This is a genomic window from Rahnella sp. BCC 1045, assembly GCF_019049615.1.
Lineage (GTDB): Bacteria > Pseudomonadota > Gammaproteobacteria > Enterobacterales > Enterobacteriaceae > Rahnella > Rahnella contaminans.
Genome location: NZ_JAFMOZ010000111.1, coordinates 31,640 through 56,659 on the forward strand (window position 1 = coordinate 31,640; position 25,020 = coordinate 56,659).

General features: G+C 54.1%; 22 protein-coding genes, 1 tRNA gene and 1 other RNA gene. 11 read left to right on the forward strand and 13 right to left on the reverse strand.

Annotated elements, in window-relative coordinates:
• Positions 1 to 202: 202 nt before the first annotated feature.
• The gene (gene dapF / locus J1782_RS06870) at positions 203 to 1,042 is read right to left on the reverse strand and encodes a diaminopimelate epimerase (RefSeq protein WP_254302954.1); all 840 of its coding nucleotides are present in this window, start codon (positions 1,040 to 1,042) and stop codon (positions 203 to 205) included.
• A 192-nt stretch (positions 1,043 to 1,234) separates the two neighbouring features.
• On the opposite strand from dapF, the gene J1782_RS06875 reads away from it, so the two are divergent.
• Positions 1,235 to 1,813, forward strand: coding sequence for a GNAT family N-acetyltransferase (locus tag J1782_RS06875; RefSeq protein ID WP_217152709.1), 579 nt, complete (start codon positions 1,235 to 1,237; stop codon positions 1,811 to 1,813).
• A gap of 39 nt (positions 1,814 to 1,852) precedes the next feature.
• Here J1782_RS06875 and J1782_RS06880 read toward each other — a convergent pair whose 3' ends face one another.
• The 3 genes from J1782_RS06880 to J1782_RS06890 all read right to left on the reverse strand — a co-directional run bounded on the left by J1782_RS06880 (position 1,853) and on the right by J1782_RS06890 (position 5,542).
• A complete protein-coding gene (locus J1782_RS06880) occupies positions 1,853 to 3,382 on the reverse strand; it encodes an MFS transporter (RefSeq protein WP_165057102.1) in 1,530 nt (509 codons plus the stop codon).
• Between the two features lie 300 nt (positions 3,383 to 3,682).
• Positions 3,683 to 4,567, reverse strand: coding sequence for a MurR/RpiR family transcriptional regulator (locus J1782_RS06885; RefSeq protein ID WP_165057103.1), 885 nt, complete (start codon positions 4,565 to 4,567; stop codon positions 3,683 to 3,685).
• Positions 4,568 to 4,669: 102 nt separating this feature from the next.
• The gene (locus J1782_RS06890) at positions 4,670 to 5,542 is read right to left on the reverse strand and encodes an N-acetylmannosamine kinase (protein WP_217152710.1); all 873 of its coding nucleotides are present in this window, start codon (positions 5,540 to 5,542) and stop codon (positions 4,670 to 4,672) included.
• A gap of 142 nt (positions 5,543 to 5,684) precedes the next feature.
• Between J1782_RS06890 and J1782_RS06895 the strand changes: the two genes are divergently transcribed.
• Positions 5,685 to 6,401 carry an N-acetylmannosamine-6-phosphate 2-epimerase gene (locus J1782_RS06895; RefSeq protein ID WP_254302956.1) on the forward strand — a complete coding sequence of 239 codons (717 nt, stop codon included), beginning with the start codon at positions 5,685 to 5,687 and terminating at the stop codon, positions 6,399 to 6,401.
• Between the two features lie 44 nt (positions 6,402 to 6,445).
• A complete protein-coding gene (locus tag J1782_RS06900; protein WP_217152711.1) occupies positions 6,446 to 7,336 on the forward strand; it encodes a dihydrodipicolinate synthase family protein in 891 nt (296 codons plus the stop codon).
• Between the two features lie 258 nt (positions 7,337 to 7,594).
• Here the strand turns inward: J1782_RS06900 and J1782_RS06905 are convergent, their stop codons facing one another.
• The 4 genes from J1782_RS06905 to J1782_RS06920 are packed head-to-tail and all read right to left on the reverse strand — an operon-like array spanning position 7,595 to position 11,879.
• Positions 7,595 to 8,524, reverse strand: coding sequence for an ROK family protein (locus J1782_RS06905; RefSeq protein WP_217152712.1), 930 nt, complete (start codon positions 8,522 to 8,524; stop codon positions 7,595 to 7,597).
• A complete protein-coding gene (locus tag J1782_RS06910) occupies positions 8,521 to 9,387 on the reverse strand; it encodes an ABC transporter permease (RefSeq protein ID WP_101076926.1) in 867 nt (288 codons plus the stop codon). Before J1782_RS06910 ends, J1782_RS06905 begins: the two co-directional genes overlap by 4 nt.
• Positions 9,387 to 10,307: an ABC transporter permease gene (locus J1782_RS06915; RefSeq protein WP_152325901.1), complete on the reverse strand. Its 921-nt coding sequence runs from the start codon at positions 10,305 to 10,307 to the stop codon at positions 9,387 to 9,389. The genes J1782_RS06910 and J1782_RS06915 overlap by 1 nt, the downstream gene beginning before the upstream one ends.
• A gap of 27 nt (positions 10,308 to 10,334) precedes the next feature.
• On the reverse strand, positions 10,335 to 11,879 hold the full coding sequence (locus J1782_RS06920) for an ABC transporter substrate-binding protein (protein WP_217152713.1): 1,545 nt from the start codon (positions 11,877 to 11,879) through the stop codon (positions 10,335 to 10,337).
• Between the two features lie 224 nt (positions 11,880 to 12,103).
• Between J1782_RS06920 and J1782_RS06925 the strand changes: the two genes are divergently transcribed.
• The 3 genes from J1782_RS06925 to J1782_RS06935 are packed head-to-tail and all read left to right on the forward strand — an operon-like array spanning position 12,104 to position 16,511.
• Positions 12,104 to 13,243 carry an ROK family transcriptional regulator gene (locus J1782_RS06925; protein ID WP_217152714.1) on the forward strand — a complete coding sequence of 380 codons (1,140 nt, stop codon included), beginning with the start codon at positions 12,104 to 12,106 and terminating at the stop codon, positions 13,241 to 13,243.
• Between the two features lie 12 nt (positions 13,244 to 13,255).
• On the forward strand, positions 13,256 to 14,689 hold the full coding sequence (locus tag J1782_RS06930) for a M81 family metallopeptidase (RefSeq protein ID WP_152325904.1): 1,434 nt from the start codon (positions 13,256 to 13,258) through the stop codon (positions 14,687 to 14,689).
• Position 14,690: 1 nt separating this feature from the next.
• A complete protein-coding gene (locus tag J1782_RS06935; protein ID WP_217152715.1) occupies positions 14,691 to 16,511 on the forward strand; it encodes an ABC transporter ATP-binding protein in 1,821 nt (606 codons plus the stop codon).
• Positions 16,512 to 16,566: 55 nt separating this feature from the next.
• Here J1782_RS06935 and J1782_RS06940 read toward each other — a convergent pair.
• From J1782_RS06940 to J1782_RS06955, 4 genes are all read right to left on the reverse strand, one after another.
• Positions 16,567 to 16,696: non-coding RNA, RtT sRNA (locus tag J1782_RS06940), on the reverse strand.
• A 44-nt stretch (positions 16,697 to 16,740) separates the two neighbouring features.
• Positions 16,741 to 16,825: transfer RNA gene (locus J1782_RS06945), tRNA-Tyr, on the reverse strand.
• A gap of 202 nt (positions 16,826 to 17,027) precedes the next feature.
• Positions 17,028 to 17,876, reverse strand: coding sequence for a formyltetrahydrofolate deformylase (gene purU / locus J1782_RS06950; RefSeq protein ID WP_101076920.1), 849 nt, complete (start codon positions 17,874 to 17,876; stop codon positions 17,028 to 17,030).
• A 46-nt stretch (positions 17,877 to 17,922) separates the two neighbouring features.
• Positions 17,923 to 18,387, reverse strand: coding sequence for a YchJ family protein (locus J1782_RS06955; protein WP_152325906.1), 465 nt, complete (start codon positions 18,385 to 18,387; stop codon positions 17,923 to 17,925).
• Between the two features lie 138 nt (positions 18,388 to 18,525).
• Between J1782_RS06955 and rssA the strand changes: the two genes are divergently transcribed.
• The 4 genes from rssA to J1782_RS06975 all read left to right on the forward strand — a co-directional run bounded on the left by rssA (position 18,526) and on the right by J1782_RS06975 (position 23,122).
• Positions 18,526 to 19,437: a patatin-like phospholipase RssA gene (gene rssA / locus J1782_RS06960; protein WP_152325907.1), complete on the forward strand. Its 912-nt coding sequence runs from the start codon at positions 18,526 to 18,528 to the stop codon at positions 19,435 to 19,437.
• Between the two features lie 96 nt (positions 19,438 to 19,533).
• A complete protein-coding gene (gene rssB, locus J1782_RS06965; RefSeq protein WP_152325908.1) occupies positions 19,534 to 20,547 on the forward strand; it encodes a two-component system response regulator RssB in 1,014 nt (337 codons plus the stop codon).
• Between the two features lie 214 nt (positions 20,548 to 20,761).
• Positions 20,762 to 22,105 carry a UDP-glucose/GDP-mannose dehydrogenase family protein gene (locus tag J1782_RS06970; RefSeq protein ID WP_152325909.1) on the forward strand — a complete coding sequence of 448 codons (1,344 nt, stop codon included), beginning with the start codon at positions 20,762 to 20,764 and terminating at the stop codon, positions 22,103 to 22,105.
• A gap of 9 nt (positions 22,106 to 22,114) precedes the next feature.
• Positions 22,115 to 23,122: an NAD-dependent epimerase gene (locus J1782_RS06975; protein ID WP_165057115.1), complete on the forward strand. Its 1,008-nt coding sequence runs from the start codon at positions 22,115 to 22,117 to the stop codon at positions 23,120 to 23,122.
• 207 nt (positions 23,123 to 23,329) lie between these two features.
• On the opposite strand, the gene hns is transcribed toward J1782_RS06975, so the two are convergent.
• A complete protein-coding gene (gene hns / locus J1782_RS06980; protein WP_013575950.1) occupies positions 23,330 to 23,737 on the reverse strand; it encodes a histone-like nucleoid-structuring protein H-NS in 408 nt (135 codons plus the stop codon).
• Positions 23,738 to 24,352: 615 nt separating this feature from the next.
• On the opposite strand from hns, the gene J1782_RS06985 reads away from it, so the two are divergent.
• Positions 24,353 to 24,961 carry a thymidine kinase gene (locus tag J1782_RS06985; protein ID WP_217152716.1) on the forward strand — a complete coding sequence of 203 codons (609 nt, stop codon included), beginning with the start codon at positions 24,353 to 24,355 and terminating at the stop codon, positions 24,959 to 24,961.
• Positions 24,962 to 25,020: the final 59 nt, after the last annotated feature.

Consider the following 25,020-nt stretch of genomic DNA (forward strand, 5'->3'; position numbering starts at 1 on the left):
TAAACAATGAGTTGGTTATTCATTGTGGTGCTTCCTGATAACCAACTTAGGGGCTGGAAAGCGCGCTGTCTGCCATAAAATCATTATGCAGGTATGAGTTTTGTTTATCACGATGGGTAGGCGAAGAACGGCAGACAGGCTGCCGTCGGGGGAACGTTAAGGCGAAAATGAAAAGAGGGCGGGGAGAAAAGCGCGAGGAAATTTATTCCGGCATGTCCCAAAAGCAGTCGTCATCGAGCACGACGGAGGCGATTTTTTGCACCGGTCCGCGCATGTTGACCTGAAAATCACCGCTGAAGCTGATCGCCAGTGTGCCGCCCGGCATATGCACCGTAACGTTGTCGTCCACGCATCCAAGTTTGCGCATGGCGCTGGCGGCAGCGCAACTGCTGCTGCCGGACGCCAGCGTGTAACCTGCGCCGCGTTCCCAGATCCCGACGCTGATGTTGTTGCGGTCCAGCACTTCAACAAACTGAACGTTGGTGCGTTTCGGGAAAATTGCCAGCGTTTCGATTTCTGCGCCCAGTTGTCTGACTAAATCCAGGTCGAGCTTCTTCACCAAAATCACGCAATGCGGATTGCCCATCGACACCAGTGTGGCGCTGAGCTGATGGCCACCGACGACCAGCGGCAACGCCAGCGCTTCGTCGCCTTCGACACTCGCCGGTAATGCCAACGGCGCAAATTTTGCCTGCCCCATATCCACAATCACCTGATGCGCGCCTTCTGTGACTTCGCAACGCACCTGACCACCCAGCGTATTCACCAGAAACGGCGTATGCCCGACGCGGCCAATATCAAACAGATAACGGGCGTAGATACGCAGGCCGTTGCCGCTTTTCTCCGCCTCGGAGCCGTCAGGATTGATGATGCGTAATGTCGGGATTTCTGCGTCATCGAAGTCGATCAGTAATCCGTCAGAACCGATGCCGTAATGGCGGTCGCAGATGCGCTGAATTTGCTGATTTGTCAGCAGGCTTGCGACGCTGTGGTGGCAGACCAGATAATCGTTACCCAGCCCGTGATAGCGGTGAAAAAGCATGTTTGTGATCCCAATATATTCATCAATGATATGAATACATGTAATGGGAAAGCGGCGGTTTGTCAGCTTTATTTTGACGGGATTAACTCCGCAGATTTCCAGGCTGATGAGTTCACGAATGTAAAATTCGCGCCGCGTGTGGTAATAAACACTTTCGCCGGTTATTGCGCGAGCCACAACAAGGAGTTATTCATGGAAACCTTTACCGTTCCGGTGGCCTTTCCACCACTGAAAATCGTGACGCCCCGCCTGACGCTGCGGCAGTGGCGCGACAGCGATGCCGGTCCGTTTGCTGAAATGAATGCTGACCCGCGGGTGATGGAGTTTTTTCCGTCAACAATGACCCGGGAAAAAAGCGACGAGATGCTCGCCCGTTGCCGGGATTTGATTGCAGTTCGCGGCTGGGGGATCTGGGCGGTGGAGCTGCGTGACACCGGTGAGTTTATCGGTTTTGTGGGTCTGCATACGCCTGGCTATGATTTGCCGTTTACGCCGTGTGTGGAAATCGGCTGGCGGCTACGTGCGGACGTATGGGGAAAGGGCTATTGCAGCGAGGCGGCGCGTGCAGCACTGAATGCCGGATTTGAACAGCTCGGGCTGGATGAAATCGTGGCCTTTACAGCCTTGCCGAATGCGCGCTCGCAGGCGGTGATGAAGAAAATGGGGATGACGTGTGATATCAGTGAAAACTTCAACCATCCGGCCGTGGAGAAGGGTAACTGGCTTGAGGAGCATTGCCTGTACCGGCTCAGACGGGGAGATCTCACTTAAAGAAAAGGGCCAGAGTGGCCCTTTTTGCTGTGTGCCGGTTTAACTGCGCGCGCATCCCGGTTTCTGAAACGCCGGTTTTACCCCCGCTGCGCCGCTGAAGGGCTGACCGTCGATGGCGTCGTGCATTCTCAGGCCGGAAGGGCGGATCCAACGCTGTACGCGGGAAGGCATATCAAAACCAATCAGCAGAATAACGACAAACGTCAGGCTGAATGACAGCGAACCCAGCGCAGTGCCGAGGCTGAGATGCTGGGAAATCGACGCGCCGAGTATCGGTGCCAGTGCGCCGCCCAGCGCCCCGACGTTATAGGTGAAACCCAGACCGGCCGCGCGCTGTTCGGTATCAAAATATCCGCCGAGCATTTTAGGCAGTAATCCCGCGATGCCCTGACCGAGCATTTGTTGTAAGAACAGCAGTCCGCCGAGGAAAAGCATGTCCGAACCTTTGATGGCGAACAGCGGAATAATCAGCAACTGAGAGATCAGCAGGCTGGTGACGTAGGCTTTACGCGTGCCCAGCCAGTCGCCGAGGAAGCCGCCGACGCAACAGCCGACTGCCGCGCCGAACCCGCTGAAAAACAGGACGTTGCCAACGGTATGCGGGTCATAACCCAGATCTATTTTCAGGTATGTCGGTAACAATGCCTGAATCGGCCACGAATACAGGAAGGCGCAGAACACCACCAGCATCAGCATCACACCGGTCGGCCAGCGTTCGCCGCTGGTTTGCACCATGAAGCAGATGAAAATGGCAGCGCAGGAAATCCCGAGCACGGCGACGAAAGGCGCAGACACCATGCCGGTGAAACAGGCGTACAGCGCCGCGGCGGCAAAAAGAGTCAGCCCGATGTTGAGATAACTGAGGCGGCTGCGATAGAGAATATCGACCATGTTGCGGTCGCTGTGCTGTTTGCTTTGCTGGTTTTTGCGCTGAGATTCTTTCCAGTCTTCGGCTTCGGGCAGGTTTTTACGCAGCCACAGCGCGAAAATGATCGGCAGCAATCCGATGTAAAACAGCATCCGCCAGCCGAAAGCCGGAACGATATAACTGTACGCCTGCGCTGCCAGCACGGCACCGATTGAGAAACCGGAGATCAGAAATCCGCTGGCTTTGTTACGCATGTTTTTCGGCCAGCTTTCCATCACGTACGTTGAGCTGGAGCCGTATTCGCCTGCCATGCCGATGCCGATAACCAGGCGCGCGATAAATAATGTGGTGTAACCCGGTGCCAGCCCGCAGGCCAGCGTGCCGCAGGAAAAGAGGACGATACTGGTGATCATCGCCAGTTTGCGGCCATACCGGTCGCCCATCGCGCCGAGCACTAATCCGCCAAACCAGCGGGAGATAAAGGCAGCGGAAATCAGACTGCTGGCCTGTAGAAGCGTCAGGCCGAACTCCTGTTTAATGTCCGTCAGCACCAGCGTGATAATCACAAAATCAAACCCGTCCAGGGCGTAACCGACCCAGGCGGCGGCGAAGGCTTTCCATTGCGCAGGTGACAATTGTTTGTACCAGCGGGGCGCTTTAGTCTCTGGCCTGTCAGCACGAGGCCGTAATGAATTGCTCATATCGTCGCTCTCTCCACATCCCGTCGGTCACGGGCAAAATTGTTGTCGGGGGTCGCTCATCGTCTCTGTTTTCGTTTTCAGCTTTTATCGCGTTTTGCTCCAAGTTAAATCTTAATTAGGAGTAAAACTCCATTTGAGTGTATTAGATCGCTCCGGCATTTCAATCACTGACTGAGAAAAGTGTGATAAAGAAGGTGAAATGCTGAACAGGGAAAGATAAGCAGCAGGATGGAGAGGTCACAAGGCGCGCTGAAAAAGGATCAGCGCGATGAAAGCCTGAAAATGCGGCAGGAAATGGTTTTAGCGGGCGCCGTGCTGGCTGATGGCCTGCGTGGTTTTACGTTTGGTTTGCTCCGCCTGCACAGGATCGGCTTTCACCAGCAGCGCGTAAATCAGGTCGAGAACGAACAGTTGCGCGATTTTGGTGCCGATGGAGTCGCCCTGCAATTGACCCTGCTTGTTGCCGTTGATCAGCACGTAATCGGCCATGTCGGTGATGGGAGAACCGACATTATGAGTCAGCGCGACGGTGGCCGCACCGGCTTCTTTCGCCAGTTTCAGCGCATGTACCGTTTCGGCGGAGGTGCCGGAATGGCTGATGCCGATGGCGACATCGCCGGGCTTCATCAGAGAAGCCTGCATGTACATAAAGTGATTGTTGGTCGCTGCGTCAACACGCAGTCCGATACGCATCAGCTTGCTTTTCGCGTCTTCAGCGGTAATGCCTGAAGAGCCCAGCCCGAAAATACAAATCCGGTCGGCGGGGCGCATCAGCTTCACCACCTGTTCAACGTTTTCCAGCGACAGCAGATTGATGGTTTCGGTCAGCACGTTATTGATCGCTGACTGCAATCTTCCGGCAATCGCCTGCGGGCTGTCGGCGTCCTGAACATCGGCGTCCAGCAGGCTTTCTTCGGGATCCGGACGCGTCGCCACTTCGATCGCCAGATCCATTTTGAAATCCTGAAACCCTTTGTAACCCAGCGTGCGGCAGAAACGGATAATCGTGGCTTCACCGGCCTGCGTGAGGGTGGAAAGTTCAGCGAGGGAAAGTTGCGTGACTTTGGACGGTTCGGCCTGAATATAAACCGCAATGCGCTGCGCGGAGCGGGTCAGGCTGTTTTGCATCGCCCCCAGAGCATCAAGAATTTTACCTGGTTTGAAATGTTGAGCACCCGTTTTCACGTGGACACCTCGGGGGAAAGAGTGACAGAAACAATAATTTAACCGGTGCACATCATTACATAGTTGGCTGACTCCGTGAAGCCTGATTACCGCCGTACGGGGCTACAATGTGGCTCTGGCCCATAACGCTGCACCGATTAAACCGCTGTCCTGCCGGTGATGCGCAGAGCGCAGCGCAACCCGGTAAATCGCCGGTAACTGGTTAAGCGCATGCGCCACTTTTTCCCGATACCCCTCTGCCAGCCCGACGCTGCCGCCCATCATGACGACGTCCAGATCCAGCGAAATATGCATATCAGCCAGCATTGACGCAACGGCAGCCGCTGAACGGCTGATCACCCGTTGCGCGTCGCCATTTCCCGCGCGGGCGCGTTCGAAAACCTGTTCCGCGCCCAGCGGTCTCGCATTCTCCATCATCGCATGGCCGATGGCGGTACCCGATGCGACGCTTTCGACACAACCGCGACGCCCGCAGCCGCACAGCCCGCCTTGTGGATCAAACGCGGTATGGCCGATGTGCCCGGCCAGCCCGTTGCGGCCGGTTAATAATTTTCTGTTCCAGATAATTCCGCCGCCCACGCCGGTTGAGACGGTGACAAACAGTGCGTTATCGCAGGTTTCCTGCACGGCCTGATATTCCGCCCACGCCGCAGCCTGTCCGTCATTGAGTACCACATTCGGTAAATCCGCTACGGCGCGGAGGCAGTCTTGTAAAGGAAACCCTGACAGCCCGCCGAGATTCCTCGGGTTCAGCGCAGTCAGCCGCCCCTGACTGATGATGCCGGTCGAGGCGACGGCAATCAGATCCACCCGGTTACGCCACGGGGTAATCAGCTTTTCCAGCGCGCCGGCTAACCCGGCGGCATCACCGTGTGGCGTGGCGATCTGCTGACGTTCCGACAGCGTGCCGTCTTGCGCCACTATGGCCGCCGCAATTTTTGTCCCGCCAATATCCAGTGCTAACACGTTTCCCATCTGCGTTTTCCTCATAAAACTGAATGCCGGTCACTAACATGAAGCGGTAACGGCGATTTGCGTCATTGCGCCCTGAGAACAAAAGATCTACCATGATTGGAGTTATACTTCATTTAAAATTTAATATTGGAGTTTTAGGTTCATGGTAAAGACAAACGTGCGCAACATGAATGATCTCCTGATCCTGCTGGACAAAGGGCTGATCGTTTCCTGCCAGCCGGTGCCCGGCAGTGCCATGGACAAACCGGAAATCGTCGCCGCGATGGCGTGTGCGGCGCTCGACGGCGGGGCGGTGGCGCTGCGCATTGAAGGCATCCGCAACATTGAAGCGGTGCGCCGGGCCACGGATGCGCCGGTTATCGGCATCATCAAACGTGACCTGCCGGATTCTGACGTGCGGATCACGCCGTGGCTGGGAGATGTTGACGCACTGAGCGCCGCCGGAGCCGACATTATTGCTTTTGACGTCACACAGCGTTTTCGCCCCGTGCCGGTTGAGGCGTTGTATCAGCGCGCCCGCGAAGCCGGATGCCTGACGATGGCCGACGCATCATGTCTCGAAGATGGTCTTCTGGCGCAAAAACTGGGCTGTGATTTTATCGGCACCACGCTCTCGGGCTATACCCAAACGCCGGTGCCCGAAGCACCGGATATTGCGCTGGTCCGCGCACTGGCGCAGGCCGGATGCCGGGTGATTGCCGAAGGTCGTTATAACTCCCCCGCGCTGGCCGCTGAAGTAATGGCAGCGGGCGCTTACGCCGTTACCGTCGGTTCTGCCGTGACGCGTATCGAACATATTTGCGGCTGGTTTTGTAAAGCCATTGCGCAAAATGAACAGAACAAACTGACCGGTTTCTGAGAAAACGGACTGATTCCCTTAACTTCCCATTGATGAGAAAGCACATGAAAAAATTAACAGGTCTGATTGCTGCTCCACACACGCCATTTGATGCGCAGGGTGAGGTGAATTTTCCGGTCATCGATCAGATAGCGGAACATCTGGTGAACGATGGCGTGAAGGGCGTTTACGTCTGCGGAACCACCGGTGAAGGTATTCACTGTTCAGTTGAAGAACGCAAAAAAATCGCCGAACGCTGGGTAAAAGCGGCGCAGGGAAAATTAAGCATTACGCTGCACACCGGCGCACTCAGTATTAAAGACGCAGTGGAATTATCGCATCACGCCGAATCGCTGGACATTTTTGCCACGTCGGTTATCGGGCCGTGCTTCTTTAAACCGGCAAACGTGGATGACCTGATTGATTACTGTCAGGCGATAGCATCGGCGGCACCGTCGAAAGGTTTCTATTATTACCATTCCGGCATGTCTGGCGTGAATCTGGATATGGAACAGTTCCTGATCAAAGGCGGATCCAAAATCCCGAACCTGTCCGGCATTAAATTCAACAGCGCAGATTTGTATGAATTCCAGCGCTGCCAGCGTGTGAGTGGCGGTAAATTCGATATCCCGTTTGGCGTCGACGAACACCTCCCCGGCGGTCTGGCTGTCGGTGCCATCGGCGCAGTCGGCAGCACCTATAACTACGCCGCGCCGCTGTTCCATAAAATCATTGATGACTTTAACGCCGGAAATCAGACCGCCGTCCGTCAGGGCATGGATCGCGTTGTAGCCCTGATCCGCGTACTGGTGGAATTCGGCGGTGTCGCCGCAGGCAAAGCCGCGATGAAACTGCACGGCATCGACGCCGGCAACCCGCGCCTTCCGCTGCGCGCACTGACCCGGGAACAAAAACAAACCGTCGAAAACCGCATGCGTGATGCATTGAGTTTATAAAAAATAAGGAAGGCATGACCCACCAGCGATCTAAAAATGGCGCGCTCAAAATCCTGCTGAGCCGAGCGGCTTCGAGACCTGTGGCTTGAAGACCGGGCGAAGGAAGCACGCAGTACCAGGATTTGCGCCACCTGCAAATTTGCCAGAACATGTCCGTCGTCCCGGCGATAGCACGTAGTTTAAGAGCCGGAGATTCTAAAGAGGCGCGGCGACTGGCGCCTCTTTAGGCCAGTTTGGGTGGCAACCCGGGGTCTTGACTTAAGACCCGATCCTCCCCATCACCGATGCCCCCACCAGCCCGCCAGCTGTCAGAAATTTCCCCGGTACCAGCAGTGTCTCCGCATAATGATGTAAAACACCTTTACGCACAGCCTGATCCAGCGCCGCAATCAGCGCCGTCGCAGACGCCAGGCCGCCGCCCGCGACAATCCGTGAAGGGCCGAGAATATTCACCAGCAGCGCCAGCGGTTCGGATACGATTTGCAGCCAGGCGTTTACCGTCAGCCCGCAGGACGCATTACCGGTTTGCCAGCCGCTGACGATCTCCAGACTGGTTTTATCCTGCTGATGGAAATGCTTATGCAGGCGCTCAAGGCCGCGCGCGGCACCCAGCATGTCGAGGCAACCGGTCTGACCGCAGCCGCATTTGAGACGCGGAACGGCGTAGGTTTCTCCGTCAATCATGACTTCGGTGCGCGTGATAGCGCCGTGTCCCCATTCGCCGGTGACGCCACCGTGGCCGCGAACCAGATGGCCGTTAATCACCACGCCGCCGCCGACGCCGGTACCCAGAATAATGGCCACAACCACCGCATGATTTTGCGCGTTTCCGGCGTGGGCTTCGGCCAGTGCAAAACAGTCGGCGTCGTTAGCGGCGGTGACCGGGCGGTTCAGCGCCGCGCTCAAATCTTTCGCCAGCGAGCGTCCGGTGAAGGCCGGAATATTGGTCGCCAGCAATTCGCCGGTTTGCGGAGAAACCAGCCCGGCAGTGGAGATCGCCAGCGGGGTTGATGCGGGTAAATCACCGCCAAACTGCGTAATGAAGTTTTGCATCGCCGTCACGAAATCATCCCACGACGAAACGGGTGTCGGCACTTTGCCGCATTCTTCCACTTCGCCGGAAGTGCGTGAAACGCCAAACTTAATAAATGAACCGCCGATATCGGCGCAGAAAACTGCAGAACTCATGAGCGTGTGTCCAGTAAGTCGCGCAGCCCGTCGCCCAGTACGTTAAAACCAAGCACGGTCAGCATAATGGCCAGACCCGGGAACAGCGAAAGGTAAATATTTATGCCGAGGAAGTTACGGCCATCGCTCATCATGGTACCCCATTCCGGCATCGGCGGCTGCACGCCCAGACCCAGAAATGAGAGGCTGGCGGCGGCGAGAATGACGGTGCCCGCGGTCAGCGTCGATTGCACAATGATCGGGCCGATGGCGTTGCGCAGAATGTAATGGACAATAATCCGGTAATTCGACAACCCCAGCGCCTGCGCAGCTTCGACGTATTCCATCTGCTTTAAACCGAGCGTGAGGTTACGGCTCAGACGCGCATAGACCGGAATGGCGAACAGCGAAATGGCGATCAGTAGATTGACCAGCCCGCCGCCGAGAATGCTGACCACCAGAATCGCCAGCACGATGCCCGGAAACGCAAACAGCATGTCCATAAACCACATGATGATCATGTCGGTATAACGACCGGCCATACCGGCAATAATCCCTAACGGAATGCCGATAATCATTGCCAGCCCGACGCTCAGCACCACTTCGACAATGGAAATCCGCGCGCCGTAAATGACGCGGGCAAAGATATCGCGGCCATAATCGTCGGTGCCAAACCAGTGATCGGCGTTCGGCGCAAGCAGGGTATCAATCAGATCCTGTGCATAAGGATCGTGGCGGGCGATCAGCGGCGCGAATAACCCCATCAGGACGATCAGGCCGACAATCAGGCCGCCGAGCGTCACCGCAGGATGACGCCAGCACCAGCGAAACAACCGCAGCGTGCGCGGTTTGCGACGGGGTAATTGCGTGATAATGGCAGACATTAGTCGAACCTTATTTTTGGATTCAGGAAGGCTATCAGTAATTCACCGAGCAGGTTCATCACCACCACGCCGCAAACGGCCACCAGCGCGACGCCCTGGATCACCGGATAATCACGATAGCGCACGGAATCGACCAGCAAACGGCCTATGCCCGGCCAGTTGAAGACGGATTCCGTGACCACCGCGCCACCAATCAGACTGCCGAAATTGAGCGCCACAATGGTGACAATCGGGATCAGTGCGTTGCGAAAGGCGTGGCTGCAATAAACCGTGGTGGCGGATAACCCTTTGGCGCGCGCGGTGCGGATGTAATCTTCCGACAATACGTCGAGCATGCTCGAACGTGTCATGCGTGCCATCACGGCCATTGGTAAAACCGCCAGCGTGACCGAGGGCAAAATATAGCTTTTCCACGACGTGGCGCCGAGCAGCGGCAGCCAGCCGAGATTCACCGAAAAGGTATTCATTGCCATCAGACCGAGCCAGAAGTTGGCGACAGACGCACCGGCAATCGCCAGCAGCATCACGCCAAAATCCGGCCAGCGGTTGCGGTAAACCGCGCCTATCATGCCCGCCGGAACGCCAATCGCTACCGCCAGAAAATATGACAGCACGGCGAGCATCAGGGTGTACGGCATACGCTCGCCGATTTCCTGCGTCACCGGTTGTTGCGACTGCAACGAGACGCCGAGATTGCCGTGCAGCACGTTACCGGCAAAATGCAGATATTGCGCGACCAGCGGCTGATCCAGTCCGAGGCGCACGCGCATGGCGTCCACCGCTTCCTGTGTGGCTTCAGGCCCGGCCATCAGGCGTGCCGGATCGCCCGGCAGCGCACGGATGGACACAAAAATCAGCATCGACACCCCGATCAGAATGATCGGGAAAGCGATAAGTTTTTTGGCAAGATAGGCTTTCATCACTCATTTCCACCGTAAATGACGCGGTTATTTTTTCTCTGCGTCTTTGACCACGATCTGACCGCCCGGAATCATCGTCACGCCGGAAATCCCGGTGCCGGTGGCGTACAAATCATTCTGGTAATACAGCAAGACCTGCGGCGCCTGCTGGTTGATTTCTTTCTGCGCCTCCACGTAAATCGCATTGCGGGTATTTTCATCCAGCGTTGACGCGGCTTTATCTAACATTTCATCGAGTTTCGGATCATTAAAGAAGCCGAGATTTGCGCCGCCCGGTGCAAAGCTTTTGCTGTAATACAGCGGACGAAGTTGCAGATCTGCGCCGTTCGCGCCGGAAGACCATGACGCCAGAATTGCGCCGGTGTTATCGGCTTTTTTTCCGGCCTGATCGGCAAATGCGGCTTTGGTCCACACGCCGCTTTCCATAATGCGCACGTCCAGTTTCACGCCAATTTTCGCCCACATGCTTTGCAGCACCTGGCCGATCCGCGCGTCCTGACCTTGCACCGCAATCGACATGCTGAATCCGTCAGCGACACCGGCTTCTTTTAACAGCGCTTTGGCTTTGGCGAGATCCAGAGGATACGGGTTCAGCGTTTTGTCATAACCGGCGGTAACCGGTGCCAGCGGGGAATTCGCCGGTTGCGCGAAGCCGGACATGATGGCGCGCACCAGCCCGTCGCGGTCGGTGGCGTAGTTCAGCGCCTGACGGACGCGAACGTCGCTAAGCGGTTTGAGATCGGTGTTGAGCGCGACCCAGAACACGGCGGCACCCGGACTTTCGTGCAGGCTGAATTTCGGATTGTTTTTCAGTACGCGGGCGAACTGCGGCGGCACCGGGTTGATGACGTCGGTTTCACCGGCCTGCAACGCCATGTTCATGACTGACGGCTCGGCGCTCCACGTCCATTTGATGTCGTCCGGCCCGGCGGCTTTATCACCCCAGTAGCCCGGATATTTTTCTTCCAGCACGAATTCGCCGGTTTTGTACTGCACCATTTTGTACGGGCCGGTGCCGACGGCTTTGCTGTCGAGCGTGCCGGTTTTATCCGCCGCCGGGCTGACCATCAGACACGCGCCGGTGGTGAGTAAATTCAGGAAGGCCGGATACGGTTTTTTGAGTTTGAAGACAACAGTGGATTCGTCGGTTTTGGTCACGCTCTCGAGGAAGGTGCGCAGACGTCCGCTGGCGGCCAGCCCGCGTTTGGTGTCGAGATGGCGGGCGAAGTTGGCGACCACAGCGTCGGCATTAAACGGCGTGCCGTCGTGGAATGTTACACCGCTGCGCAGTTTGAATGTCCAGACCAGACCGCTTTCATCGCTGCTCCATGAGGTGGCGAGCGCGGCTTCCGGTTTCAGCTGAGGCGACATGCGCAGCAGACCTTCGTACATCGGATCCAGCACCGTGCCGGTAAACGTGGCGGTCTGGTTGCCCGGGTCCATGCTGCGCGGCGCTTCGTTTTGCATCACGTTCAGCGTGGCGGCGACAACCGGCAACGAAAACGCGGCGAGAAGGGCGCTGCTCAGCAGTGATAACTGCACGGGACGCCGGATGTAACGGGTAATCTTCATGTTCTGCCCTCTGCGTGAAAAATCGGATTAAGTGGCTCTGGCTACGTCGTTTTATTGCGTTATTCGACAGATCTCATTACAAGACATTTTTTAACAAATAGTTCATATGAAATACTTATATCGAAACATTTAGTTTATTTTGTGAACTAATTGGCATTGATATATCCATTTTTACCGTTTAATGTCAATGCAGATGAGCCAAAACTGAGAGCAGCGAAACGAATATGCTAACAACTTTGCAACGTCAGATATTGGGGGCGGTCAATGCCTCCGGCGGCATCAGCCGCACAGAGCTGGCGCAGCTTTCGGGAATGAGCAAGGCGGCGATAGGCGGCGTGGTTCGCGAGATGATCGACGCCGGTTTTCTGCATGAAGCCGAAACGGTGCCCGGCAGCGGGCAGGGAAGGCCGTCGGTGCGCCTTGTGGTTCACCCGGACGGCGCGTGGTTTGCGGGGGTTTCTTTGCTGCAAAATCCGGCGCAGATGGCGCTGATCAATCTGCACGGCGAAATTCTCTCACGGGTGTCATTTGCGGCTGATTCCGACCCGCAGCGGCTGGCAGAAAACATCGCACAGGCGCTGCCGGACTTGCTTGAACCGCATCCTGAAGCGGCCAAAAAAATGGTCGGGCTCGGGGTGACGTTATCGGGCCTGATTGATGAACATCAGTCCACCTGCGTGCAGTCGGCGCTGCTGGGCTGGCGCGATGTGCCGCTGGCGAAGCTGATTGCGCAGGCCACCGGCATGGATGTGGCGATTGAGAACGATGCCAAAGCGCTGGCGGTGAGTGAGAAAAACTTCGGTCAGGCGCGTGATCTGAGCAGTTTTACGCTGGTCAGCCACGGTGCGGGGATCGGCAGCGCGCATTTCATTGCCGGAAAACTGCACCGCGGGCTGCACGGCGGTGCCGGGGAAATTGCCCACTGCACGCTGGAGCTCAACGGTTCGCCGTGCCGCTGTGGAAAGCGCGGTTGTCTGGACACGCTGGCTTCACTCAATGCGATTGCTGAAATGGCCAGATCCGAAGGGCTGGATGCCACCACCATCGGCGGGCTGGAACAACAGGCGATGCAGGGCGTCAGCGCGGCGATCCGCATTTTGCATCGCGCCGGTTCTGCGCTCGGCCTGGCGATATCCCATCTTATTCAGATTAACGACCCGGACATGATCCTGATTGCCCATCAGGACGCGGATTTTTCCGGCCTGTTTGGCACCGTGGTTCAGCAATCTATCGAAGCCAACGTGTTGCCGGGTAACGCCGGGAAAACGCCGGTTCGCACTTTCACCCTAAACGACGACACCTGGGCGCGCGCGGCGGCAAGCATTGCTGCGCACCGCTTTCTTGTCGGCCTGAAGCCAGTCTGAGGAATCATCAACATGCGTATAGCTGTCAGCGGTATTCATATTGAATGCAGCACTTACAACCCGGTTCTCAACGAGGAAAAGGATTTCACTGTTGTTCGTGACGCGCAGCTGCTGGCGTCGCCGCGTTTTCGTTTCCTGCAAGATTATCCGGCGACGTTTTTGCCGACAATCCACGCCCGCGCCATTGCCGGCGGGCCGGTCGCGCGGGCGACTTACGACAAATTCAAAGCGGAAATGCTGGCCGGGCTGGAAGCGCAAAAACCGTTTGATGGCCTCTATCTGGCGATGCACGGCGCGATGTATGTCGAGGGGCTGGAAGATGCGGAAGGCGACTGGATTGCCGCTGCGCGCAAAGCCGTCGGGCCGGACTGCCCGATCAGCGTCAGTTACGATTTGCACGGCAATGTTTCGCAGCGAATTATCGATGCGATTGATATGTTTTCGACGTACCGCACCGCGCCACACATCGACGTGGAAGAAACCATGCGCCGCTCGGTTGCCATGTTAGTGAAACATCTGCAAACCGGCGAAAAACCGACGCTGCTGTGGGTGCCGGTGCCGGTTGTGCTGCCGGGCGAACGTACCAGCACAGAAGATGAACCGGCGAAAAGTTTGTATGCCCGTCTGCCGGAAATGGATGAAGTGGACGGCGTGTGGGACAGTTCGCTGATGGTCGGTTACGTCTGGGCCGATGAACCGCGTGCGACGGCGGCGGTGATCATGACCGGTACTGACCGTGCGGCGCTCGAAGTTCAGGCAACAACTCTGGCGCAGGCTTACTGGGATGCGCGTGAAGATTTCGTGTTCGGTTGTGAAACCGATACGGTGGAAGCCTGCGTGCGCAAAGCGATTGCCTGTGAAACCCGTCCGGTGGTGCTGGCAGATTCCGGCGATAACCCGACCGGCGGCGGCGTCGGTGATCGTGCGGACGTGTTGCAGGAATTGATCAAACAGTATGCGCAAAATGTGGTGGTAGCCGGGATTGCTGACGCGCCTGCGACCGACGCGGCGTTCAACGCCGGTGTGGGATCGGTATTAACGCTGACGCTGGGCGCTTCGCTGGATCACTCCAGCCCGCAGGTGAAAGGCGAGTTTGAGGTGATTTTCCTGCTCGATGCGCTGGCACCGGCTGACCGTCAGGCGGTATTGCGAACTGGCGGCATTGACGTGGTCGTGTCGGCGCGCCGTCGTCCGTATCACAACATCAGCGATTTCACAGTCCTGGAGCTGGATCCGCATACCGCGGATATCGTGGTGGTGAAATCCGGTTATCTGTCGCCGGAGCTGGCGCCGATTGCCAGCCCGAATCTGATGGCGCTGTCAAACGGCGTGGTCGATCAGTTCGTCGAACGTCTTCCGCGTAACCGCAAGGCGCGTAAAACTTTCCCGTTCGACCGCGATTTCAGCTATGTGCCGCAGGTTCAGCTGTCGGCAAGGAGCAAATAAGATGAACGAGCCGCAAAACCGTCAGCCCGTGCTGAGCGTTAAGCATCTGACCACGTCCTTTCGCGGGGAAGACGACTGGCTGCCGGTGGTGCGCGATTTGTCGTTTGACGTCTATCCCGGCGAAACGCTGGCGATTGTCGGCGAATCCGGCTCGGGAAAAAGCGTTACATCGCTGTCGGTGATGCGTTTGCTCAAGGCGCAAAGCAGCCAGATTGAAGGAGAAGTACGGCTGAATCAGCGCAGTTTGCTGGCGTTATCGGATAAGGAGATGCGTGATATTCGCGGCAATGAGATGGCGATGATTTTTCAGGAACCAATGACGTCGCTCAATCCGACGTTCAGCATCGGGCGGCAAATTGCCGAAAGCCTGAAACGTCACCGGGGAATGTCCTCTTCTCAGGCACGGGCGGAAACGCTGAAACTGCTGGAGAAGGTGCGCATTCCCAATGCGGCAAAACGGTTTGATGAGTATCCGCATCAGTTTTCCGGCGGGATGCGTCAGCGCGTGATGATTGCCATGGCGCTTGCGCTGAAACCCAAACTGCTGATTGCCGATGAACCGACAACGGCGCTGGACGTGACGATTCAGGGACAGATTCTGGACTTGATCAAAACGTTGCAGGAAGAAGAGGGCATGGCCGTTTTGTTTATCACGCACGATATGGGCGTGGTGGCGGAAATCGCCGACCGGACGCTGGTGATGTACCGCGGAGAAGCGGTGGAAAGCGGGGCGACGGAGGATATTTTCCATCGCCCGCAACATCCTTATACCCGTGCGCTGCTGGCCGCCGTGCCCAAACTCGGATCGATGCGCGGCCGCGACTGGCCGCTGCGTTTCCCGCAAATCAATCTGCAAACCGGTGAGGCGAATACGCCTCAAGAAGTGGCCGGAACGGTCGATGCCGGGCTGACGCCGCTGCTATCGGTGAAGAATCTGAGCGCGCGTTTTCCCGTATATGGGGGCGTATTCAGCCGTCAGGTCGGCGCGGTTCACGCGGTTGAAAACGTCAGCTTCGAATTATTCCAGGGCGAAACGCTTTCACTGGTCGGGGAATCCGGCTGCGGAAAATCGACGACCGGCCGCGCCGTGACGCGTTTGCTGAAGCCGCACAGCGGCGCGATTAATTTCGACGGTTTTGATGTGATGAATCTGGGTAAACGCGATATTTTGCAAATGCGTCAGCGCATCCAGATGATTTTTCAGGATCCGTTTGCCAGCCTGAATCCGCGTATGCGCATTGGCGACGCGCTGATCGAACCAATGCTGCAACACAAACTGCATAACCGCAGCGATGCGCGGGAAAAAGCGGCGTCGCTGATGCAAAAAGTCGGGTTGTCGCCGGATATGTTGCGTCGCTTTCCGCATGAATTTTCAGGCGGTCAGCGTCAGCGAATTTGTATCGCCCGTGCGCTGACGTTGGATCCCAAAGTGATTGTGGCCGACGAGTCGGTTTCCGCGCTGGATGTGTCGGTGAAAGCGCAGGTGGTTAATCTGCTGCTCGATTTGCAGGAAAGCATGAATCTGTCGTATCTGTTTATTTCGCACGATATGGCGGTGGTGGAACGGGTCAGTCATCGCGTGGCGGTCATGTATCTGGGGGAAATTGTTGAGATCGGCCCGCGTGCGGCGATATTCGATAATCCGCAGCATCCGTATACGCGCAAACTGATGGCGTCAGTGCCGGTGCCGGATCCGTCGCGCAGAATGTTGAAACGGCAGATGCAGGTCGATGAGCTGAAAAGCCCGGTGCGCGATAATGGTTTTATTCCGCCGCAAAGGCAGTATCAGGAAGTATCAGCAGGACATTTTGTTCAGGTTTGAATTGGAATCTGGAAAGGTGCTTTTGGGAGAAGAGACTCAGGGATGAGTCTTGAGATGGTGGTGGGGGAAGGATGACTCGGCCTGCGGCCTCGCCCTTCGGGCCGTTGCTGCGCAACGTTGTCTCGCTTCGCCCGGCTCGAACCTTCGGGTCGAAGATTCTCTATCCTTCCCGGCTTGTGCTTTATTTGATTTTTGGGTTTTACCGGAAGGCAAAGCGAACTACTTGAGATGGTGGTGGGGGAAGGATTCGAACCTTCGAAGTCGATGACGGCAGATTTACAGTCTGCTCCCTTTGGCCGCTCGGGAACCCCACCACAATTTTCGTGGTCTTTACTCTTTTAAAATCATCATGCGCTACATGGATGATTTCTCGTTACAGCGGTTAGCTGCGAACGGGGCGCATAATACCAAATGAAACGGATGTGTAAAGCGCTGAAAGCGATAAAAAAGTTCGTTTGCGGTTTTTTTGCCCTTAACGGTGCTTCTCTGAGCGAAAAGCACCGTCAGGCGCGCGGATTACAGAATAACGGTGCGGTTACCGTAAACAAATACGCGCTGCGCCAGCACGCGGTATAACGCGCGGCTGAGCACATTTTTCTCAACGTCCCGGCCAGCACGCATCATATCTTCAGCGGTATAGGTGTGATCGACGTTGATAACGTCCTGCATGATGATCGGACCTTCGTCCAGATTGTCATTAACGTAGTGCGCCGTGGCACCAATCAGTTTCACGCCACGCTCGTAAGCCTGATGATACGGACGTGCACCGATAAAAGCCGGCAGGAACGAATGGTGAATGTTGATCACCTGATGCGGGTAATGCTGGACGAAACCTGGCGTGAGGACGCGCATGTATTTCGCCAGAACCACATAATCAGGCTGGTATTGATCGATTTGCGCAATCATGGCGCTGTCATGTTGTTCGCGGGTCAGGCCATCGTGGCTGACCAGATGGAACGGAATATCAAAACGCTCAACCAGTGTTTGCAGCGTATCGTGGTTACCGATAACCGCGGCAATTTCCACATCCAGACCGCCGTAAGCCGCTTTCATCAGCAGGTCACCCAGACAATGCGCTTCTTTGGTGACCAGAATCACGATGCGGCGACGCCCGGTGCTGTTGAGTTCACGCACTGAACCGGCAGGCAGCGCGCTGTCCAGATCGGCGAGCAACGTGTTGTCGTTGAAGATCCCTTCCAGCTCGGTACGCATGAAGAAGCGTCCTGTGCGGTGATCCACAAATTCGTTGTTTTGCACGATGTTGAGTTCGTGTTTGTAGCAAATGTTGGTGATTTTGGCGATCAGACCTTTTGCGTCAGGGCAAATGGTGCGTAACACCTTAGTTTGTACGTTCTGTTGCGGCATGAGGGTGTGGATCCTGTCGAATTCTCGTATTAATTAAGCAGCCGGTTTATTTACCGCAGCACTTCTTATATTTTTTACCCGATCCGCACGGGCAGGCGTCATTGCGACCTGTCTGCGGTTTGATTCCGTCGATATAGTACCAGCGATCTTTCAAACGAAGAAATCGCGAGCGTTCATGGATGAGATGAACTTTTTCATCATCGGGCTCGGTGAAACGCGCCGCAAACTCGACAAAGCCTTCGTTTTCATCACGTCCGTCCTGCGACGCAATAACCTGCAATCCTTGCCAGTGCGTATTGGCGAAGCCTTCCTGTAAACTGCTGCGCCATTGTTCGGGCTGACAGTCCGGATGCCAGGTGGCGATCAGATAACTCGCATTTTGCATTGCATACGCAGTGTACCGTGAACGCATCAAGGCAGACGGAGTGGGCGCCACTTTTGTCTCGGAAAGGTATGGCTGGCAGCATTCTTCATAGGAAAGGTTGCTGCAACAAGGGCAAAGTTGTGACACGGGAACTCCTGAATCGGCTGCCGGTGCGCAGGTTGCGCTATTGAATGCACCAAAGTGATATGTTACCTAACAAACTTGCCGGGTGACAACGCGCTTCCCGGCCGATTCTTCACTATTGCGCAATATTAAGGTCATCAGATGAGCAGAAAAGTCACCATTGGCCTCGCGTTAGGCTCCGGCGCAGCAAAAGGATGGGCACATATCGGTGTGATCAATGCCCTTAAAGACATGGATATCGAAGTCGATGTGGTGGCCGGATGTTCCGTCGGTGCGCTGGTGGGCGCGGCGTATGTCAGTGGCCGGTTACCGTCGATGGAAAGCTGGGTGCGTTCGTTCAGTTACTGGGACGTACTGCGGCTGATGGATTTCTCCTGGAAACGCGGTGGCCTGTTGCGCGGCGAACGTGTGTTTAACGCCGTCGGGCAGATTATCCGCATCACGGATTTTGAAAAGTGTTCGAAGAAATTCGGAGCGGTGGCGACAAATCTAAGCACCGGGCGCGAACTGTGGCTGACCAAAGGGGATTTGCCGGAGGCAGTTCGCGCGTCCTGTAGCATGCCAGGCCTGCTGGCACCGGTATGGCACAACGGTTACTGGCTGGTCGATGGCGCGGTGGTGAATCCGGTGCCAATCTCGCTGACCCGCGCTTTGGGGGCGGATATTGTGATTGCCGTCGATTTGCAGCATGACGCCCATCTGATGCAGCAAGATTTACTGACCGTACAACCTACGGGCGAAGCACTGGATACTGAGAAAGATCTGAGCTGGCGTGACAGAATTCGTCAGCGCCTGACCCGGCCAAACGCGCGAAAACCGAATGTCAGCCCGTCGGCGATGGAGATTATGTCCACCTCCATTCAGGTGCTGGAAAACCGGCTCAAACGTAACCGTATGGCAGGGGATCCGCCGGATGTGCTGATCCAGCCTTATTGTCCGCAAATCTCGACGCTGGATTTTCACCGCGCTGAAGAAGCGATTGAGGCCGGACGCCTCGCCGTTGAAAAGCAAAGAGAGCATTTGCTGCCCCTGATAAAAAATAGACAGTTCTGAATGGTTTAAAATGTGATTGCCGGAATCTGACAATTCTGCCAAGCAGAAACAGGCTTTATGAGCCACTATTAGAATAAGAAATTCTGGGGGACCCTGATGGACAAGCCACTTACAAGCAAGCATATTCTCATCGTTGAAGACGAAGCGGTTTTTCGATCTATCCTTGCTGGTTATGTAAGTTCCCTGGGTGCCACCTTTACAGAAGCGCAAAATGGGCTGGAGGCGTTGTCTCTGGTCGAAGATTATCCCCCTGATCTCATCCTCTGCGATTTAGCGATGCCCGAAATGGGTGGCATGGAGTTTGTCGAAAACTTAAGATTGCAGGGCAATAAAATCCCCGTTCTGGTGATCTCCGCGACCGATAAAATGACCGACGTGGCGTCGATGCTGCGGCTTGGCGTCGAAGATGTTCTGCTCAAACCGATTAACGATCTTCAGCGTTTACGCGAGGCGCTGCTCTCTTCTTTATATCCCAAACTGTTTTCTTCGCAGGCGATGGAGGAGAGTTCGCTGGTCCAGGACTGGGAAGCGCTGTGCCGTAATCCCAACGAGGCACAGCGTTTATTGCAGGAGCTGCAGCCACCGGTTCAGCAAACGCTGGCGCATTGCCGGATTAATTACCGGCAACTGACCACGGCGGATAAACCGGGTCTGGTGCTCGATATTGCGGCGCTGTCTTCGAAAGATTTGGGTTTTTATTGCCTGGATGTGACGCGTGCAAATGAAAATGGCGTTCTCGCGGCATTATTACTGCGTGCTATTTTCAACAGTTTGTTGCGGGAACATTTGAGTAATCAGCATCAGCGTTTACCGCAAATGTCGACGTTACTCAAACAAGTGAATCATGTATTCAAACAAGCCAATCTCGACGGACAATTTCCGTTATTGCTGGGTTATTATCACGCTGAACAAAAAAACCTCATTCTGGTGTCTGCAGGATTACACGCTAACGTAAATACCGGGACAAATATGATACAGCTCAGTAATGGCGTTCCGCTGGGCACCACCGGCGCAACGTATTCCAATCAGATCAGTCAGCGTTGTGAGGCGTGGCAGTGTCAGGTGTGGGGATCGGGTGGACGTCTGAGATTAATGCTCTCAGTTGAGTGAGCAAATTCTGACGTATTAATAACAATGTCTTCATAATATTGAGTATTTTTTCCGCAGGTTATTTTGCCTTTCTATTTTATCCCCTTCTTCTAAGACCTATCTTATGCAAAATATGCCTTTCCAGCGGCACGCGCGGCTGAAACTGGTATAATCCTGTTCGGAATTTTGGCTGTCTATTTTGCGTTGATTATAAATAACAAATAGGAATTCGCTGATGAAAGTAACAGTTTTTGGTATCGGTTACGTCGGACTTGTTCAGGCGGCGGTTCTTGCTGAAGTCGGGCATGAAGTATTGTGCATCGATGTTGATGCTAAAAAGGTAGAAAACCTGAAAAATGGGCAGATCCCAATTTTCGAACCAGGTTTAACGCCGCTGGTTCAGCAGAACTATGAAGCGGGGCGTTTGTTGTTCAGCACCAATGCGGCTGAAGGCGTGGCGCACGCAACGGTTCAGTTTATTGCTGTCGGTACACCTCCGGATGAAGATGGCTCCGCAGACTTGAAATATGTGACGGCTGTGGCGCGCACCATTGCCGAGCACATGACGGAACCTAAAGTGGTCATTGATAAATCCACCGTTCCTGTTGGCACCGCCGATAAAGTTCGCGCCGTGATGACGGAGAAACTGAAAGAACGCGGTGTTGATATCGATTTTAACGTGGTGTCCAACCCTGAATTCCTCAAAGAAGGCGCGGCAGTGGCTGACTGTATGCGACCTGAGCGTATCGTTATTGGCACGGATAATCCGGATGCCATTGACCCTATCCGCGAGCTGTACGAGCCGTTCAACCGCAATCACGATCGTATGATCCTGATGGATATCCGCAGCGCAGAGCTGACCAAATACGCTGCAAACTGTATGCTGGCAACCAAAATCAGCTTTATGAATGAGATGTCCAATCTGGCCGAAATGTTGGGTGCAGATATCGAAAAAGTGCGTCAGGGCATTGGTTCTGATTCCCGCATTGGTTACCACTTTATTTATCCTGGCTGCGGTTACGGCGGTTCCTGTTTCCCGAAAGACGTTCAGGCGCTGATCCGTACAGCTGAACACATTGGCTACCAGCCAAAACTGCTTCAGGCCGTTGAGCAGGTCAATTATCAGCAAAAATATAAATTGCCAACGTTCATTCAGCGCCACTTTGGTGATGATCTGAAAGGCAAAACATTTGCGCTTTGGGGCCTGTCATTCAAACCAAATACCGACGACATGCGTGAAGCATCCAGCCGTGTATTAATGGAACAGCTCTGGGCTGCCGGTGCAAAAATCAAAGCGTATGACCCGGAAGCGATGAATGAAACTCAGCGTATTTACGGTCAGCGTGACGATCTGGAATTGATGGGGACAAAAGAGTCCGCATTACAAAATGCCGATGCGTTGATTATTTGTACCGAGTGGCAGAATTTCCGCGCGCCAGACTTTGATGCCATTAAAAAGGCATTGAAAGAGCCGGTCATTTTTGACGGTCGTAATTTATACGATCCGGAACGTTTGGAAAAACGCGGATTTACTTACTATGGCATTGGCCGTGGTGCATCAATCAATCCCGTTTTGTAAGGAGACTTCATGAAATATCTGGTAACCGGCGCAGCGGGCTTTATTGGGTTCTTTGTGTCACAACGTTTGCTGGCGGCAGGCCATTCAGTTGTCGGTCTTGATAATCTGAATGACTATTATGACGTCAATCTCAAACTTGCCCGGCTCGCTCAGCTTGAGAATAAAGACGGCTTTACCTTTATTAAGCTGGATTTGGCTGACCGTGAAGGTATGGCGGCATTGTTTGCAGAACAGCGTTTTGAGCGCGTTATTCATTTGGCTGCGCAGGCTGGTGTCCGATATTCCATCGAAAACCCTTTAGCGTATGCCGATTCTAACCTCATCGGTTTTGTTAACGTTCTTGAAGGTTGTCGTCATAATAACGTCGGGCATTTGTTGTATGCCTCTTCCAGCTCGGTTTATGGCCTGAACAAAAAACAGCCTTTCTCAACGGAAGATTCTGTAGATCATCCGGTTTCATTATATGCCGCGACCAAAAAAGCCAACGAATTAATGGCTCATACTTATTCACATCTTTATGGCATTCCTACGACCGGATTACGATTCTTTACCGTATACGGTCCATGGGGCCGCCCGGATATGGCATTGTTTAAATTTACCAAAGCCATGATAGCCGGGCAGAGTATTGATGTTTATAACCGCGGCGAAATGTACCGTGACTTCACTTATATCGATGATATCGCCGAATCGATTGTGCGCTTGCAGGATGTTATCCCGCAGCCTGATGCAGAGTGGACGGTAGAAGACGGTTCTCCGGCAAGCAGCTCTGCGCCATACGCTGTTTATAATATCGGTAATAACAATCCGGTTAAGCTGATGACGTATATCAGCGCGCTGGAGAAGGCTCTGGGCACGGCGGCGGATAAAAACCTGCTGCCAATGCAGCCAGGTGATGTAAAAGACACCAGCGCTGATACAGCGCCGTTGTATAAGGCTATTAACTTTAAGCCTGAAACACCGGTAGAGCAGGGCGTGCAGAACTTTGTTGACTGGTATCGCGGGTTCTATCAGGTCTGAGTATGTTTTTTCACTGAAGGCTGCCCGCGGGCGGCCTTTTTTATGAATTCAGCTTATTCTGATGGTTATTTAATCATCCTAATTTACTGCTTAGCATAGTTTTAAAAGCGTGAATTGCGAATGAGAAAACGCGCGATTTTAAAAGTAAAAAAAAGCCCGTCAGTGATGACGGGCTTTTTGTATTAACATTGCTGTTAATAAGGACAATTACAGCAGGAAATCGTCCAGTGATTTACCTTGCTCTTCGATTGCTTTCTTGATTACAGCAGGAGTACGGCCCTGGCCGGTCCAGGTTTTGTTTTCGCCGTTCTCATCAACGTATTTGTATTTAGCAGGACGTGCTGCACGTTTTGCTTTACCGGTTGCTTTAGTAGCAGCCATAGTTTGCAGCAATTCGTTAGGATCAATACCGTCAGCAATCAGCATTTCGCGATATTGTTGCAGTTTACGTGTGCGCTCTTCAATCTCAGCAGCTGCCTGAGAATCTTCTTCGCGACGCTCGTTCACAACAACTTCTAATTTTTCCAGCATCTCTTCCAGAGTTTCCAGAGTGCATTCTCTTGCTTGCGCACGCAGAGTACGGATGTTGTTCAGAATCTTTAATGCTTCGCTCATTATACTAGTCTCGAATTATATTGGTGGGGGGCGTTTGGTTAATAATAGAATGCTCTTTGCTATTCTGCAATAGCCAATTTGTTTGCCTGACCTTAATTTACGCATTTAAAGCAAACAATGTTTATCGTATCAAAATATAGTTGGGGCCAGACCGGCTATTTATCTGGGGGTCATAACCCGCGTTTCAATACTTTGCCAGGGGTTATTGTTGCTTTTCATAAGGAGTTTTATAAGCATGCGATTGTTCACAAAATTAAAGGATAAGTGAAGACATTCAATGTAAAGATATGGCAAAAGAGAGCGCGAAGATCCTGCGCGGTGAATGATCAATACATTGGATCTCCATGGGATCACCCATTAATGTATAGACAATTGAATTATGCCGATCCTGTAACATATAAGGAGTACATCCGCCGGTAATGAGTAACGTTAACTAATTATCATCTAATGCTTTTATAATCTCTGTTTGTAAGTTTCTGTGTTTTTTTCAAATGCAATGTCACATCGACCGGAAGGGGAGAATCCCTTTCTACTTATTGTTATAGGCTGGCTGGCGTGTGGTACAATAGCCGCCGAAATTTTATGCCATCCAATACAATATGGGGTCACTGTTTCATGGCTCAGCTTTATTTTTATTACTCGGCAATGAATGCCGGTAAGTCTACCTCGTTGTTGCAATCTTCATATAATTATCAAGAACGTGGTATGCGTACGCTGGTACTGACTGCTGAATTAGATCATCGTTTTGGCGTCGGGAAAGTCAGCTCCCGTATCGGGCTGTCGTCCGATGCAGAGCTTTATAATAAAGACACTGAGCTCTTTAATCTGATAGCGCAGGAGAACCGCTCACAGCGTCTGAGCTGCGTTTTGATAGATGAGTGCCAGTTCCTTACCAAGTCGCAGGTATCGCAGCTCACAGACGTTGTAGATGATCTGGATGTTCCTGTGCTTTGTTATGGGCTGCGGACGGATTTCCGTGGCGAGCTTTTTGAGGGCAGTGAATATTTACTGGCCTGGGCGGACAAGCTGGTTGAGCTCAAAACGATTTGCCATTGTGGCCGTAAGGCAAACCGTAATCTGCGTTTAGATGAAAATGGCAACGCGCTGCACGATGGCGCGCAGGTTGTTATTGGCGGGGATGAAAGTTACGTTTCAGTGTGCCGTAAGCATTATAAAGAGGCGATGGCAGCTATTGACACGAAGGTTGACCCAACGTCCGTCTGAGGCCATGGCAGTAGTGCGTCTGGTAAGGATGATGACTCAGGGTAAACCGTTTAGCCAAC

What these genes read in the sequence shown, in the direction of transcription:
- J1782_RS06935 (WP_217152715.1), top strand. Translation starts at nt 14,691, where the DNA reads ATGAACGAGCCGCAAAACCGTCAGCCCGTGCTGAGCGTTAAGCATCTG.
- J1782_RS06875 (WP_217152709.1), top strand. Translation starts at nt 1,235, where the DNA reads ATGGAAACCTTTACCGTTCCGGTGGCCTTTCCACCACTGAAAATCGTG.
- J1782_RS06905 (WP_217152712.1), bottom strand. Translation starts at nt 8,524, where the DNA reads ATGAGTTCTGCAGTTTTCTGCGCCGATATCGGCGGTTCATTTATTAAG.
- J1782_RS06890 (WP_217152710.1), bottom strand. Translation starts at nt 5,542, where the DNA reads ATGGGAAACGTGTTAGCACTGGATATTGGCGGGACAAAAATTGCGGCG.
- J1782_RS06895 (WP_254302956.1), top strand. Translation starts at nt 5,685, where the DNA reads ATGGTAAAGACAAACGTGCGCAACATGAATGATCTCCTGATCCTGCTG.
- J1782_RS06930 (WP_152325904.1), top strand. Translation starts at nt 13,256, where the DNA reads ATGCGTATAGCTGTCAGCGGTATTCATATTGAATGCAGCACTTACAAC.
- dapF (WP_254302954.1), bottom strand. Translation starts at nt 1,042, where the DNA reads ATGCTTTTTCACCGCTATCACGGGCTGGGTAACGATTATCTGGTCTGC.
- rssB (WP_152325908.1), top strand. Translation starts at nt 19,534, where the DNA reads ATGGACAAGCCACTTACAAGCAAGCATATTCTCATCGTTGAAGACGAA.
- J1782_RS06910 (WP_101076926.1), bottom strand. Translation starts at nt 9,387, where the DNA reads ATGTCTGCCATTATCACGCAATTACCCCGTCGCAAACCGCGCACGCTG.
- rssA (WP_152325907.1), top strand. Translation starts at nt 18,526, where the DNA reads ATGAGCAGAAAAGTCACCATTGGCCTCGCGTTAGGCTCCGGCGCAGCA.
- J1782_RS06915 (WP_152325901.1), bottom strand. Translation starts at nt 10,307, where the DNA reads ATGAAAGCCTATCTTGCCAAAAAACTTATCGCTTTCCCGATCATTCTG.
- J1782_RS06975 (WP_165057115.1), top strand. Translation starts at nt 22,115, where the DNA reads ATGAAATATCTGGTAACCGGCGCAGCGGGCTTTATTGGGTTCTTTGTG.
- J1782_RS06920 (WP_217152713.1), bottom strand. Translation starts at nt 11,879, where the DNA reads ATGAAGATTACCCGTTACATCCGGCGTCCCGTGCAGTTATCACTGCTG.
- J1782_RS06880 (WP_165057102.1), bottom strand. Translation starts at nt 3,382, where the DNA reads ATGAGCAATTCATTACGGCCTCGTGCTGACAGGCCAGAGACTAAAGCG.
- J1782_RS06970 (WP_152325909.1), top strand. Translation starts at nt 20,762, where the DNA reads ATGAAAGTAACAGTTTTTGGTATCGGTTACGTCGGACTTGTTCAGGCG.
- hns (WP_013575950.1), bottom strand. Translation starts at nt 23,737, where the DNA reads ATGAGCGAAGCATTAAAGATTCTGAACAACATCCGTACTCTGCGTGCG.
- purU (WP_101076920.1), bottom strand. Translation starts at nt 17,876, where the DNA reads ATGCCGCAACAGAACGTACAAACTAAGGTGTTACGCACCATTTGCCCT.
- J1782_RS06900 (WP_217152711.1), top strand. Translation starts at nt 6,446, where the DNA reads ATGAAAAAATTAACAGGTCTGATTGCTGCTCCACACACGCCATTTGAT.
- J1782_RS06925 (WP_217152714.1), top strand. Translation starts at nt 12,104, where the DNA reads ATGCTAACAACTTTGCAACGTCAGATATTGGGGGCGGTCAATGCCTCC.
- J1782_RS06985 (WP_217152716.1), top strand. Translation starts at nt 24,353, where the DNA reads ATGGCTCAGCTTTATTTTTATTACTCGGCAATGAATGCCGGTAAGTCT.